We start from the raw sequence: 13,986 nt of genomic DNA, 5'->3' as shown, positions 1-13,986 counted from the left end.
GGGCCGGTGGGGTCGGGGGCGCCGCCGGGGTCGCCGGGGGCGCTGGGGCCGCCGGCCGGGGCGCCGGTGGGGCGCTCGGTGGGGTCTCCGGAGGGTCCGGAGCCGGTGGGGCCGCTGCCGCCGTCGGTCACGGGTGCGCTGTCAGTCACGTTCTCGATGCTACGGCCCCGGAGCGGGGGTTCTGCTCCCGCGGCCGGTGCGGGATTTCGTCGGCGGGGTCGCCTACGCTTGCTGGGCATGACGACGACCGGGGCCGGGAGCGAGACGGCGAGCGCGGCGGGGGCGGCTGACGGGGCTGTGCCGGGGGCGGCTGGGGAGGGCGGGCCGGGTGTGCCTTCCGAGGGGGTTTCGGGCGGTGCGCCGGTGGCGTCCACGGACGGGCCGGTGGCCGTGGCGGAGGGGCCTGCGGCTGTGGTGGAGGGGCCGGCGGGGGCGGTCGATCCGGAGGTGACGGGGTCGCTGTCGCCGTCCCGGGCGGGCGATTTCATGACGTGTCCGCTGCTGTACCGGTTCCGGGTGATCGACCGGATTCCGGAGAAGCCGTCCCCGGCGGCGGTGCGGGGGACGCTGGTGCACGCCGTCCTGGAGCGGCTGTACGACCTGCCGACGGCGGGGCGGACCCCGGCGGCGGCGCTGGAGCTGCTGGGCCCGGAGTGGGAGCGGCTGTGCGAGGAGAAGCCGGAGCTGGTGTCCCTGTTCGAGGCGGACGCGGAGGGCGACGCCGAGCGGGAGGGCTGGCTGGCGGAGGCGCGGCGGATGGTGGAGTCGTACTTCTCGCTGGAGGATCCGCGGCGGCTCGAGCCGGCCGAGCGTGAGCTGTTCGTGGAGACGGTGCTGGATTCGGGGTTGCGGCTGCGGGGGTACATCGACCGGCTGGACGTGGCGCCGACGGGTGAGATCCGGGTCGTGGACTACAAGACGGGGTCGGCGCCGCGGGCGGAGTTCGAGGCGCGGGCGTTGTTCCAGATGAAGTTCTACGCGCTGGTGCTGTGGCGGCTGCGGGGCGAGGTGCCGCGGTTGCTGCAGTTGATGTACCTGAAGAACGGTGAGGTCCTGCGGTACGCGCCGGACGAGGCGGATCTGCGGGCGACGCAGCGGAAGGTGGAGGCGCTGTGGCTGGCGATCCGGCGGGCGACGGAGTCGGGCGAGTGGCGTCCGCGTCCGTCGAGGTTGTGCGACTGGTGTGATCATCGGCAGCGGTGCCCGGAGTTCGGGGGGACGCCACCGCCTCTGCCGACGGCGCCGGTGGCGCGGCGGGACGTGGTGGTGCCGGAGCCGTCGCGGGGTCTCGACGATCTCTGAGCCCCCGCAGGTGATCTCCGAGAGCCCTGAGCACCTTTCCGTGACCGGGTTCTGAGCCCGGCGTACCGCGCGGGTGGGCCGGTGTCTCCTTCTTGGGGAGGAGTGCGGATCCGCGCTCAGGAGGGCAAGGGACCTGGTGTGACCTCCTAGGGTTGAGGCGTGTCACCCCGCATCCGTGGTCTGCGGACCTTCCGTGCCTGGTTGGCGGCTCGGCCTCAGGCGGCCGACGCCGTCCTGGCGCTCGCTCTGCTGGCGGTGGGGCTTCCGGAGCTGTTCCTGTCGGACCGTTCGCTGGAGGAGGCGCGGCTGTTCGCCGCGCCGGATCCGCGGCAGGCGGTGACGGTGGTGGCGGTGACGTTGTCGCTGGTGCTGCGGCAGCGGTATCCGCTGACGACGTTGTGGATCGTGCTGGCCGGTGAGTTCCTGCTGTCGGTGTGGGACTACGTGCCGTCGATTCCCGATCTCGTGGCGTTCATGGTCGCGGTGTACAGCGTGGCGGCGCACCGGGCGCTGGCGCACAGCGCGCTGGGCGGTGTGGCGGCGTTGGCGGGGTTCAACGCGCTGATGTGGTCGTTCCCGGTGCATCCGACGCTGCTGGAGTTCCTGACGAACAACGCGCTGCTGGTCGGGGTGTGGGTGCTGGGCCGGAATCTGCGGATGCGGCGGGCGTACTTCACGGAGCTGGAGGACCGGGCGGCGCGGTTGGAGCGGGCGCGCGGGTCGGACGCGCGGGCGGCGCGGATCGAGGAGCGGTCCAGGATCGCGCGGGAGCTGCACGACGTGGTGGCGCACCATGTGAGCGTGATGACGGTGCAGGCGGGCGCGGCGCGGCGGATCATCGACCGGGATCCGGGGGGCGCGCGGGAGGCGATGTCCACGATCGAGGAGGTCGGGCGGACGGCGCTGAGCGAGATGCGGCGGATCGTGGGGGTGCTGCGGACCGAGCGGGACGAGCTGGCGCGGGGTGAGCTGGCGCCGCAGCCGGGGCTGGGTGATCTGGGCGGGTTGCTGGACCATGTGCGGGAGACGGGCCTGTCGGTGCAGTTGTGGATCGAGGGTGAGGCGCGGACGCCGTCGCCGGGGGTGGACGTGGCGGCGTTCCGGTTGATCCAGGAGGCGTTGACGAACACGTTGAAGCACGCGGGTCCGCAGGCGCGGGCGTGGGTGCGGTTGCGGTACACGGCGGAGGATCTGACGGTGGAGATCGAGGACGACGGGCGTGGGACGGCGACGATCGTGGCGGACAGTGGGGACAAGCCGGGGCATGGGCTGGTGGGGATGTACGAGCGGGTGGCGTTGTACGGGGGCGAGTTGCGGATCGGGCCGCGGGTCGGCGGGGGTTTCGGTGTGCGGGCCCGGTTCCCGTTGTCGGCGTGACGGCGCGTAGGGTGGCCGGTGGATCGTGGAGTGGGCGGATGAACGGGACGGTGGCGGCGTGAGCACGGTACGGGTGCTGCTGGTGGACGACCAGCCGTTGCTGCGGACGGGGTTCCGGCTGATCCTGGAGGCGGAGCCCGATCTCGCGGTGGTGGGTGAGGCGGGGGACGGCGCGGCGGCGGTGGAGCTGACGCGGTCGCTGCTGCCGGACGTGGTGCTGATGGACATCCGGATGCCGGGTGTCGACGGGATCGAGGCGACGCGGCGGATCATCCGGGACGGGGCGGCGTCGCATGATCCGCGGGTGCTGATCCTGACGACGTTCGATCTGGACGAGTACGTGATCGAGGCGGTGCGGGCGGGGGCGAGCGGGTTCCTGCTGAAGGACTCGCCGCCGGAGGATCTGGTGCAGGCGATCCGGATCGTGGCGGCGGGTGACGCGATCGTGGCGCCGAGTGTGACGCGGCGGTTGCTGGACCGGTTCGCGACGCGGTTGCCGGCGGTGCGGGACGCGTCTCCGCCTCCGGGGCTGGACACGTTGACGGAGCGGGAGCGCGAGGTGCTGTCGCACGTGGCGCGGGGGCAGTCGAACGCGGAGATCGCCGCCGATCTGGTGGTGAGCGAGACGACGGTGAAGACGCACGTGGGGAACGTCCTGGCGAAGCTGGGGTTGCGGGACCGGGTGCAGGCCGTGGTGTACGCGTATGAGACGGGGATGAGCCGCCCGGGCCAGCAGTAGGCCCTCGCAGACGTTCTATGTCCTGGTGCCGGTCGGCGGCGCCAGGACGTTCTGTTTCCAGGGGTGGCACTGCGGGTCGACGGTGGGGGTGGCACCGCGGGTCGACGGTGGGGGCACTGCGGTCTGACGGGGCCGGTCCGGGCCGGGTGAGGGCCGGGCGTCCGTTTCGTGGTGGCGTGGTGGCTCTGCGGCGTCCCTGATCTGTTTCCCCTGGGTGGTTCTCAGGGTGGCCTACTCCCCACGGACGATGGCGGGCGGATGTCTCCTGCCAAGGGTGGAGTCGAAAGTCCGTTCCCTCGGGTCATCCTCAGCGACGCCGCGACTTCTACTGTTTCGTGTGGGCCGGATCACCTTTCCACCGGTCCGTACCCGGCGGGTTCCGTCGATGGTTCCGCCGCTGATCCAGGAGGAGTTCACGTGACTGATTCCGCCCGCTCGACAAGCGACGCGGCGACCGCGCCCGGGGCGGGTGACTTCGCCGCGCGGGGGCACCGGATCTCCAAGGTGTACGGGTCGGGTGACGCCCGTGTGATCGCGCTCGACGGTGTGACGGTGGGGATCCCGCGCGGGCGGTTCACCGCCGTGATGGGGCCGTCCGGGTCGGGGAAGTCGACGCTGATGCACTGCATGGCGGGGCTGGACGCGGTGTCGGAGGGTGAGGTGTTCATCGGGGACACCGAGCTGACGAGCCTGCGGGACAAGCAGCTGACGCGGCTGCGCCGGGACAAGATCGGGTTCATCTTCCAGGCGTTCAACCTGGTGCCGACGCTGACGGCGCTGGAGAACATCACGCTGCCGATGGACATCGCGGGGCGGCGTCCGGATCCGGCGTGGCTGGACCGGGTGATCGACACGGTGGGGCTGCGGCCGCGGCTGAAGCACCGTCCGTCGGAGCTGTCGGGCGGTCAGCAGCAGCGGGTGGCGTGCGCGCGGGCGCTGGCGTCCCGCCCGGAGATCATCTTCGCGGACGAGCCGACGGGGAACCTGGACTCGCGGTCGGGCGCGGAGGTCCTGTCGTTCCTGCGGGACTCGGTGCGGGAGATGGGGCAGACGATCGTGATGGTCACCCACGACCCGTCGGCGGCGGCGTACGCCGACCAGGTGCTGTTCCTGACCGACGGGCAGATCGTGGACACGATGCAGCAGCCGACGGCCGAGCGGGTGCTGGAGCGGATGAAGGGCTTCGAGCTGCCGGGGGTCGGGGCTCGATGACCTCCGTACCGATGGCGCGGGTGACCCTGCGCAACCTGTCCGCGCACAAGATCAGGCTGGTTCTGACGGCCGTCGCGGTGATCCTGGGTGTGGCGTTCGTGGCGGGGACCCTGGTGTTCACCGACACGATGAACAAGAAGTTCGACGATCTGTTCAACCGGATCGGGAAGAACGTCGCGGTGGACGTCCGCGCGGTGAAGGTCGTCGACTCGGGCGACCCGGGTTCGGCGCGTCCGCCGCTGCCGCAGTCGGTGCTGGCGAAGGTCCGGACGGTGCCCGGGGTGAAGGACCCGGTGGGGACCGTCGACGGGTACGCGGCGCTGGTCGGCAAGGACGGGAAGATCGTCGGGAAGGGTCAGAACGGCCCGCCGCAGCTCGGGACGAACTGGACCGGCGACGGCATCGCGCGGATGGTGGCGGGGCGTGCCCCGGCGGCGGCCGGTGAGGTCGTCCTCGACAAGGAGTCGGCGTCGAAGGCCGGGTACGCCGTGGGCGACCCGGTGACGGTCCTGGTGAAGGCGGGGCCGCAGAAGGTGACCCTCGTCGGCACGGCCGACATCGGCGACATGATGGGCACGACGCTCGTGGCGTTCGACACGCCCACGGCGCAGCGGCTGCTGATGAAGCCGGGCTACTTCAGCGAGATCCGGATGGGGACGACCGGCCCGGACGAGGCGGCGCTGCGGGACCGGGTCGCGAAGGTGCTGCCGTCCGGGACGGAGGCGGTGACGGGCGCGAAGCTGCGGGACGAGAACAAGTCGTCGGTCGCGTCGTTCCTGGGGTTCTTCCGGACGTTCCTGCTGGTGTTCGCGCTGATCTCGATCTTCGTGGGCGCGTTCATCATCTTCAACACGTTCTCGATGCTGGTGGCGCAGCGGACGCGTGAGCTGGCGCTGCTGCGGGCGATCGGCGCGGCCCGGTCGCAGGTGACGCGGGCGGTGATCGGCGAGGCGGTCGCGGTCGGGTTCGTCGGGTCGACGCTGGGCCTGGCGGCCGGCGCGGGACTGGCGGAGCTGCTGCAGTCCACGACGGGCGGCGGCGGCGCGCTGACGTTCACGGCGACGCCGGTGATCTGGTCGTATGTGGTCGGGATCGTGGTGACGGTCGTGTCGGCGTACTTCCCGGCGCGGCGCGCGGCGAAGGTGCCGCCGGTCGCGGCGATGCGGGACGACGTGGCGCTGCCGCAGCGGTCGATGCGGATCCGGATGGCGCTCGGGTCGCTGCTGACGCTGGCGGGCGCGGGGCTGATGGGGCTGGGCCTGTTCGGGCACGTGTCGAACCCGGCGGTGCCGGTCGGCGCGGGCGCGTTCGCGGTGTTCCTCGGTGTGGCGCTGCTCGCCCCGGTGATCAGCAGGCCGGCGGTGCAGGTGCTGGGGTGGCCGTTCGCGCGGCTGCTGCGGACGCCGGGCCGGCTGGCGCGGCAGAACGCGCTGCGGAACCCGCGGCGGACGGCGGCGACGGCGTCCGCGCTGATGATCGGCCTTGCGCTGATCACGGCGGTGAACGTCCTCGGGTCGTCGATGCGGTCGTCGGTGGAGTCGCAGGTCGACAAGCAGTTCGGCGCGGACTACGTGATCGAGCCGACCGGCGCGGGCGGCCTGTCGTCGGACCTGGTCGCGAAGGTGAGGGCGACCGGCGGTGTCACGGACGCGGGCGCGATGTACTCGGGGGACGCGAAGGTCTCCGGGAAGCGCGTCCGGTACGCGGCGGGTGACACGCCGCAGATGCTGAGCGGCACCCGGGCGAAGTTCGTGTCGGGGTCGGGGACGCTCGGCCGCGACGGGATGCTGGTCGACGAGGACACGGCGAAGAAGAACTCGCTGTCGGTGGGTTCGTCGGTGCCGGTGCTGTTCCCGGACGGGAGGACCGAGACGCTGCGGGTGTCGGGGGTCTATGCGAAGAACGAGTTCCTCGGGTCGCGGATCCTCTCGCAGAGCGCGTACCTGGCGCACACGGCGGACCCGTCCGTCGAGGTGATCATCGTGACGGCGCACAAGGCGGACGCGGCGACCAAGCACGCGCTGGAGCAGACGCTGTCGGCGCGTCCGGACGTGAAGGTGCAGGACCAGGCGGGCCTGAAGGCCGACGCGCGCAAGCAGGTCGACGGGTTCGTGACGTTCCTGACGGTCCTGCTGGTCATGTCGGTGATCATCGCGGCGGTGGGTGTGATCAACACGCTGGCGCTGTCGGTGATCGAGCGGACCCGGGAGATCGGGCTGCTGCGCGCGATCGGGATCAGCCGCCGGCAGCTGCGGCGGATGATCCGCGCGGAGTCGGTGGTGATCGCGGTGTTCGGCGCCGTGCTCGGCATCGGCATCGGGGTGGCGTTCGGGGCCGCGTTGCAGCACGCGCTGCGCAAGGAGGGCCTGAACGTCCTGTCGGTGCCGGTGGGGACGCTGGTGACCTACCTGGTCGTCGCGGCGGTGATCGGCGTCCTGGCGGCGCTGTGGCCCGCGTGGCGCGCCGGCCGGATGGACGTCCTGAAGGCCATCTCGACCGACTGATCCCCCGCGGACGAGCGACGTCCCGGCGTGAGGGCCCCAGGCCCTGGCGCCGGGATTCGTCGTTTCGGCGCACGGTCCCGGTGCGGGGCGTGAGGGTCTGGTGCCGGGGGTGTGGGGAAGTCGAACGGCCCGTACGGAGGGGATCCGTACGGGCCGTTCGGTTTGGTGCTCGGGCCGCGCCCGCCGTGTCCGGGGGGCGGTGCGGGACGGGACGAGCTCCCGATCGTCCCGTCCCCGGACCGTCAGTCGCCCTCCGGGGAGACCGCGGCCTTGGCGACCACGTCGGTCTCCGACACCGTGGTGTTCTCCGGGAAGTGGCAGGCGGTCATGTGGCCGGGCGACAGCTCGACGAGCGGCGGCTCGACCTGCTTGCAGATGTCCTGCGCCTTCCAGCAGCGGGTGTGGAAGCGGCAGGCGGGCGGCGGGTCGAGGGGGCTCGGCACGTCGCCCTGCAGGCGGATCCGGTCCCGTCCCTCGCGCTGGGCGGGGTCGGGGACCGGCACGGCGGACAGCAGCGCGTTGGTGTAGGGGTGCATGGGACGCTCGTACAGGTCGTCCCGGTCGGCGATCTCGACCAGCTTGCCGAGGTACATGACCGCGACCCGGTCGGAGATGTGCCGGACGACCGACAGGTCGTGCGCGATCACCACGTAGGTGAGGTCGAGCTCGTCCTGGAGGTCCTCCAGCAGGTTCACGACCTGCGCCTGCACCGACACGTCCAGGGCCGAGACCGGCTCGTCGGCGACGATCAGCTTCGGCTTGAGCGCCAGCGTCCGGGCGATGCCGATGCGCTGCCGCTGGCCGCCGGAGAACTCGTGCGGGTACCGGTTGTAGTGCTCGGGGCTGAGCCCGACCAGCTCCAGCAGGTCCTGCACGGCCTTCTTGACGCCGTTCTCGGTCTGGATGTTCTGCAGGTGGAACGGGGCCCCGACGATCGCGCCGACCGTCTTGCGCGGGTTCAGCGACGAGTACGGGTCCTGGAAGATCATCTGGATGTCCCGCCGGAGCGGGCGCATCTTGCCCTGGTTGTACTTGGTGATGTCGTGGCCCTCGAAGGAGATCTTCCCCGACGTGGACTCGAGCAACTTCATGATCATCCGGCCGGTGGTGGTCTTGCCGCAGCCGGACTCGCCCACCAGGCCGAGCGTCTCGCCCTTGCGGACCGAGAAGCTCACGCCGTCGACCGCCTTGACGGTGGCGACCTGCCGGCGCAGCAGCCCGGCCGTGACCGGGAAGTGCTTGCGCAGGTCGGTCACTTCGAGCAGGGGCTCGCCCGTCTTCCGCGCGGTCTTGCCGGTGGCGGCCGGCGCGGCCACGGCGTCCCCGGCGCCCGCCGGGCTCTGCGATGTGCTCACGATGTCTCCGCGATCTTGCTAGGGGGGAGCGGCTCCCCCGGGTGTGCGCCGGTCTCCACGGGCAGGGCACGCCGGGCCGGTCCGGCTCCGGCGTGCTCCACGCGCGCGGTCACAGCTTCGGACGGATCTCGTCGGCGAAGATCTGCCGCCGCCGGTCCGCGTGCAGGTGGCAGGCCACCACGTGCCCGGGAGCGGTCTCCCGCAGTTCCGGCCGCTCGGTCGTGCTGAGCCCGTCGGTCTGGTCGCTGTAGGGGCAGCGCGGGTTGAAGGCGCACCCCGACGGCAGGTTGATCAGGCTGGGCGGAGATCCGGGGATCGGCAGGAGCCGCTCGCTGCGGTGCCGGTCCAGGCGCGGCATCGATCCGAGCAGGCCCCAGGTGTAGGGGTGCTCCGGCTCGTGGAACACCTCGTTGGCGGTGCCCCGCTCGATGCACCGGCCGCCGTACATGACCAGCACGTCGTCGCTCAGCTCCGCGGTCACACCCAGGTCGTGGGTGATCATGATGATCGCGGAGTTGAACTCCTGCTGCAGGTCCCGGATCAGGTCCAGGATCTGCGCCTGCACCGTCACGTCGAGCGCGGTGGTCGGCTCGTCGGCGATCAGCAGCTCCGGGTCGCAGGACAGCGCCATCGCGATCATCGCGCGCTGCCGCATGCCGCCGGAGAACTGGTGCGGGTAGTCGTCCACGCGCTGGTCCGGCTTCGGGATGCCGACGCGGCCGAGCATGTCGATCGCGTGCTTGCGCGCGACCTTCTTGGACACGTCGTGATGCACCCGGTACGCCTCGATGATCTGCGCGCCGACGGTGTAGAAGGGGTGCATCGCCGACAGCGGGTCCTGGAAGATCATCGCCATCTTCCGGCCGCGCAGCTTGCGGACCTGCTCCTCCGAGGAGGAGACCAGCTCGGTGCCGTCCAGCCAGATCTCGCCCGAGACCTTGGCGTTGCGCCGGTTGTGCAGGCCGAGGACGCCGAGGCTGGTCACCGACTTGCCCGAACCGGACTCGCCGACGATGCCGAGGGTCTTGCCGCGCTCCAGCTTGAACGACAGCCCGTCGACGGACTTCACCAGGCCGTCGTCGGTCGGGAAGTGGATCTTCAGGTCGCGCAGTTCCAGGAACGCGGAGGACGGCGCGGAGCCGGCCGCCACTTCCGCGGTGCCGCCGTTAAGAGTCTCGGCGGGACGCTTGGCGTCGCTCATCAGCCCAGCCTCACTCTCGGGTCGATGACCGCGTACAGCAGGTCCACGATCAGGTTCGCCACCACGATGAACAGCGCGGCGACCAGGGTCACGCCGAGGACGACGGGCAGGTCGTTCCCGGTGATGCCGTCGATGGACAGCTGGCCGAGTCCGGCGATGCCGAACGTGTGCTCGGTCAGCACCGCGCCGCCGAGCAGGAGGCCGAGGTCCATGCCGAAGATCGTGAGGATGGGGGTCAGGGTGGAGCGCAGCGCGTGCTTGGTGATGACGGTCCGCTCCGGCAGGCCCTTGGCGCGCGCGGTGCGGATGTAGTCCTCACCGAGCGTTTCCAGCATGCCGGCGCGGGTGAGCCGCGCGTACGTCGCCGCGTAGAGGAAGGCCAGCGTGATCCACGGGAGGATCAGCGACTGGAACCAGGTCCCGGGGTTCTGTGAGAACGGCACGTAGCTGCCGCCGCCGGGAACCAGTCCGAGCTTGTAGGAGAACAACGCCAGGGCGACCAGGCCGGTGAAGTAGATCGGCAGTGACACACCGCCGAGGGCGATGATCATCGCCGCGCGGTCCCAGATGCTTCCGCGCTTGAGCGCCGACAGGACACCGACCGACACACCGGAGATCAGCCAGATCACCGCGGCGCCCGCGGCGAGCGACAGGGTCGCCGGCGCGCGGTCCTCGAGCTGCGGGAGGACGGCCTGGTTGTTCTTGAACGAGTAGCCGAAGCAGGGCGAGGAGCAGTGCTCCGTGGACGGACCGTTGTTGAATTCCTGTCCGACGACCACGCCCTTGACCCACTTGCCGTACTGGACCCAGATGGGCTTGTCCAGGTTGAGCCGGTGCTTGGTCTGGGCGATCGCCTCTGCTGTGGGGGCCTTGCCGACGAAGGAGGCGGCGAGCTGGTCGTTGCTCTGCCCGGCGAGCTTCGGGATCCCGAAGAAGATGCCGAACACCACCATGCTGACGATCACCAGCATGAGGACGGCCCCGATGACGCGTCTGATGAGATATGCGAACACAATGCGCGGCACCGCCCGCCGACCAGAGCTGACCGGTGGGTCACCTCCGGTCGGCGGGCGTCGCCTTCACCTGCCTTCAGGAACTTCGAGTAGCGGGGCCGCTACTACTTCTTGACACCCATGTTCAAGTAGTCGTACTGGCCGCCATAGCCCGACGTGATGCCGACATTGGTCACGTTCGGCGGACGGTAGAGCAGCGCCTTGGCGTAGATGATCGGGATGTCCACGGCGTCGTCCATGGCCATCTGGTCGATCTGGCCGTAGACCTTGGCGCGGGCGTCCTTGTCGGTGTTCCCGATCGCCTCGTCGAAGGCCTTGTTGATCGCGGGGTTGTTCTCCTCGGGCAGGTTGTTGCCGCCGGAGGGCTTGATCGCCCGGCCGTCGAGGATCTGCGAGAGGAAGCCGTAGCCCGTGGGCCAGTCGGCGGACCACGCCATCAGCATGATGCCGACGCCGTTCTTGTGCACGAACTCGGGGGCGCCGACGTACTTGTTGAAGTAGTCACCGGCCGGGTACTGCACGATCTCGGTCTCGATGCCGGCGGCCTTCAGACCCTGCTGCATGGCCTGGGCCATGGCGACTTCCTTCGGCCGGTCGGAACGGGCCGAGATCTTGGTCTTGAAGCCGTTCGGCTTGCCGCACTGCTGCAGCTCGCCCTTGGCCTTGGCGATGGTCTGGTCGTCCAGGCCGCCACCCTGCTTGTAGGTCTGCGGGTACTTGTCGAACTTGGTGTACCCGACGGTGCCCGGGGGCAGGATGGTCGTGGCGATGTCACCACCGGCCAGCGGGCCGCCGTAGGCGGACTGCATGGCGACCTTGTCCGTGGCGTACTGCACGGCGCGGCGGCAGTGGACGTTGTCGAGCGGGGCGACGTGAAGGTTCAGCGACGCGAACCGCAGGTAGCCCTGCAGCGGGTTGTCGGTGTTGGCCTTCTTGGCCGGGTCGGTGAGCAGCTTGCCCTGCGTACCGGCCTGGACGCCCACGCCCGCGGCGTCCATGTCGAGCGAACCGGCCAGGAGGCGGTTGTCGATGTCGTCACCGGACTGCTTGAGCTGCAGCTCGATCCGGTCCGGCAGCGCCTTGCGGATCGGGTCGGTGCTCTGGTCCCAGTTGGGGTTGCGGGACAGGATCATCGACTTGCCGCGCTCGTACGAGTCGACCTTGTACGGGCCGGACGAGACCATCTTCTGCTCGTACTTGAGACCGGTGTCCTTGGCGGCCGGGACCGGCATCGTCTGGGCCATCGCCACCAGGTAGTCGAACTCCGCGAACGGCTTCGACAGCTTGAAGGTGATGGTCGTGTCGTCCGGGGTCTCGATGGACTTCAGGCCCTCGGGGCTCTTGTCCTTGTACGGACCGCGGTACGGCGTGCTGTTGTCCTGGAGGTAGGCCTTGAAGTACTTCGGGCCCAGCTGGAGCTCGTCGGTGAAGTTCGAGCGCTCGACGGCGTACTTCACGTCCTTGGACGTGACGGGGGTGCCGTCGTCGAACTTCACGCCGGAGCGCAGCTTGTAGGTCCAGGTCTTGCCGTTGTCCGGCGTCTGACCCGGGCCCTGAGCCAGGTCCGGGATGACCGTGTTGCTGTCCGGGCCGGCGGTCGGCTTGAAGGTCAGCAGGCCACGGCCGTACAGACGCGCGAAGTTCTGCGACCAGGCGTAGTACGTGTTACCCGGGTCCGGCGAGTCGAAGTCGTCGGAGATGGCGAAACGGAGCGTCCCGCCCTTCTTGTCCGAGGTGTTGATGACCTTGTCGACGGCCGCGTTGTAGCCGGCGCCCTTGTCACTGGTGCTCCCCGAGCCGCCGCCGCAGGCGGCGAGGCCTGTGGTGGCGACCAGGCCGGCAGCGACTGCCGCAAGTGGTCTGATCTTCTTCATGTGCAGGCGCACCCCTTCACTTGAGGGTAAAACCCGGTGTCACTTAGCCCGGGGGTCGAGAGCGTCCCGGAGCCCGTCACCGAGGAGGTTGAAGGCCAGGACGGTGATGAAGATGGCCATGCCGGGCACGACCATGAACCATGGGTCCGCGGAGTAGATCGGCACGGCCAGCGACAGCGTCGCGCCCCAGGACGGGGTCGGCGGGTTGATGCCGACACCGAGGAACGACAGCGCCGCCTCGAACAGGATGTTGGTCGGGATCAGCAGGGTCGAGTAGACCAGGATCGGCGCGACCAGGTTCGGCAGCAGTTCCTTGAACAGGATGTAGCCGGGCTTGGCGCCCATGCTGCGGGCGGCGTCCACGAACTCCCGCTCGCGCAGCGACAGCGTCTGCCCGCGGATGATGCGGCCGATGTACGGCCAGTTGAAGAAGCCGATCACGAAGATCAGCACTCCGATGCGGAGGTTGTTGCCCTCCAGGCCCCACGCCGAGCCGGTGCCGACGACGCCGACCAGGGCGATCGCGAACAGCAGCAGGGGGAAGGCGAGGAAGACGTCCATCGTCCGGCTGATGACGGTGTCGACCCAGCCGCCGAAGAACCCGGCGGTGATGCCCATGATCGTCCCGATCACCACCGAGAGGACGGTGGCCAGGAACGCCACGAGCAGCGAGATCCGCGCTCCGTAGACGGTCCGGGAGAGCATGTCGCGGCCGCTGCCGGGCTCGACGCCGAGCCAGTGCTTGGCGCTGATGCCGGAGTGCCAGATGCCGCCCGTGGGACGGTTGTACGTGGGGTCGACCAGGTTCTGGTGGTAGGCCAGGGGGTCCGCCACCAGGAACGGGCCGAAGATCGCCAGAAGGATCAGGAAGACGATGACGACACCGCCCCCCAGTGCGACCTTGTCGCGCTTGAGCCGCAGCCAGGCGATCTGCCCGAGCGAGCGGCCCTGGATCGCCTTGCCTTCGACGCCGGCCAGGACGGCCTCGGGCTCGGCCTCCTGTTGCGCCCCGGTCGCCTCGATCGGTGCGGTCACGCTCCGTACCTCCTACTAATGGGCCACACGCCCGCGGCGTGTGCCGCGCGGCAGCGGAGATCGTCCACTGTTCGTGCCCGTTACACCGCGTTTGCTGGAGGGAAAACTAGTGCTTCGGCCACGACTGTCCATCCGTGAAGCCGCCGATGCCAGTACCCGTATCTGACTTGTGATCTCGTCGTCATCTAGGGCACACGTGAGATGGACAACACATCGGACGAAAGTGCCCAGATCGTACGATTCCTCCCATGGGTGCAAGCAAGCGGAACACGGCTCCGACCGGCAAGCTTTATCGGACCGAGTCCGTTTTGAGATGAATCATCCGCGGTCTCGGCCGCGGGAACGTGAAAACGGCGGAGCGCGGCCCCCCAGGA

General features: G+C 70.0%; 10 protein-coding genes. 5 read left to right on the top strand and 5 right to left on the bottom strand.

Annotated elements, in window-relative coordinates:
* Positions 1–414 precede the first annotated feature (414 nt).
* The 5 genes from EBO15_RS34785 to EBO15_RS34765 all read left to right on the top strand — a co-directional run bounded on the left by EBO15_RS34785 (position 415) and on the right by EBO15_RS34765 (position 7,134).
* Positions 415–1,302: a RecB family exonuclease gene (locus tag EBO15_RS34785; protein WP_378240235.1), complete on the top strand. Its 888-nt coding sequence runs from the start codon at positions 415–417 to the stop codon at positions 1,300–1,302.
* 201 nt (positions 1,303–1,503) lie between these two features.
* Positions 1,504–2,679 (top strand): sensor histidine kinase, encoded by a 1,176-nt coding sequence (locus EBO15_RS34780; protein WP_233616636.1) that lies wholly within the window; start codon positions 1,504–1,506, stop codon positions 2,677–2,679.
* 58 nt (positions 2,680–2,737) lie between these two features.
* The gene (locus EBO15_RS34775) at positions 2,738–3,418 is read left to right on the top strand and encodes a response regulator (RefSeq protein ID WP_034484997.1); all 681 of its coding nucleotides are present in this window, start codon (positions 2,738–2,740) and stop codon (positions 3,416–3,418) included.
* Between the two features lie 417 nt (positions 3,419–3,835).
* Positions 3,836–4,630, top strand: a complete 795-nt coding sequence (locus EBO15_RS34770; protein ID WP_122198719.1) for an ABC transporter ATP-binding protein — start codon at positions 3,836–3,838, stop codon at positions 4,628–4,630.
* The gene (locus tag EBO15_RS34765; protein ID WP_233616635.1) at positions 4,627–7,134 is read left to right on the top strand and encodes an ABC transporter permease; all 2,508 of its coding nucleotides are present in this window, start codon (positions 4,627–4,629) and stop codon (positions 7,132–7,134) included. The genes EBO15_RS34770 and EBO15_RS34765 overlap by 4 nt, the downstream gene beginning before the upstream one ends.
* Positions 7,135–7,376: 242 nt before the next feature.
* Here EBO15_RS34765 and EBO15_RS34760 read toward each other — a convergent pair whose 3' ends face one another.
* The 5 genes from EBO15_RS34760 to EBO15_RS34740 form a co-directional block, all read right to left on the bottom strand.
* On the bottom strand, positions 7,377–8,450 hold the full coding sequence (locus EBO15_RS34760; protein ID WP_122198718.1) for an ABC transporter ATP-binding protein: 1,074 nt from the start codon (positions 8,448–8,450) through the stop codon (positions 7,377–7,379).
* Positions 8,451–8,598: 148 nt separating this feature from the next.
* Entirely contained in the window at positions 8,599–9,690 is a 1,092-nt protein-coding gene (locus EBO15_RS34755) for an ABC transporter ATP-binding protein (protein ID WP_122198717.1), read from the bottom strand.
* On the bottom strand, positions 9,690–10,703 hold the full coding sequence (locus tag EBO15_RS34750; RefSeq protein WP_122198724.1) for an ABC transporter permease: 1,014 nt from the start codon (positions 10,701–10,703) through the stop codon (positions 9,690–9,692). Before EBO15_RS34750 ends, EBO15_RS34755 begins: the two co-directional genes overlap by 1 nt.
* Positions 10,704–10,807: 104 nt before the next feature.
* Positions 10,808–12,577, bottom strand: a complete 1,770-nt coding sequence (locus tag EBO15_RS34745) for an ABC transporter substrate-binding protein (protein WP_122198716.1) — start codon at positions 12,575–12,577, stop codon at positions 10,808–10,810.
* 39 nt (positions 12,578–12,616) lie between these two features.
* Positions 12,617–13,612: an ABC transporter permease gene (locus EBO15_RS34740; protein ID WP_122198715.1), complete on the bottom strand. Its 996-nt coding sequence runs from the start codon at positions 13,610–13,612 to the stop codon at positions 12,617–12,619.
* Positions 13,613–13,986: the final 374 nt, after the last annotated feature.

It is taken from the genome of Actinomadura harenae (genome assembly GCF_003696215.1).
Lineage (GTDB): Bacteria > Actinomycetota > Actinomycetes > Streptosporangiales > Streptosporangiaceae > Spirillospora > Spirillospora harenae.
This window is presented reverse-complemented; position numbering and strand designations above follow the sequence as displayed.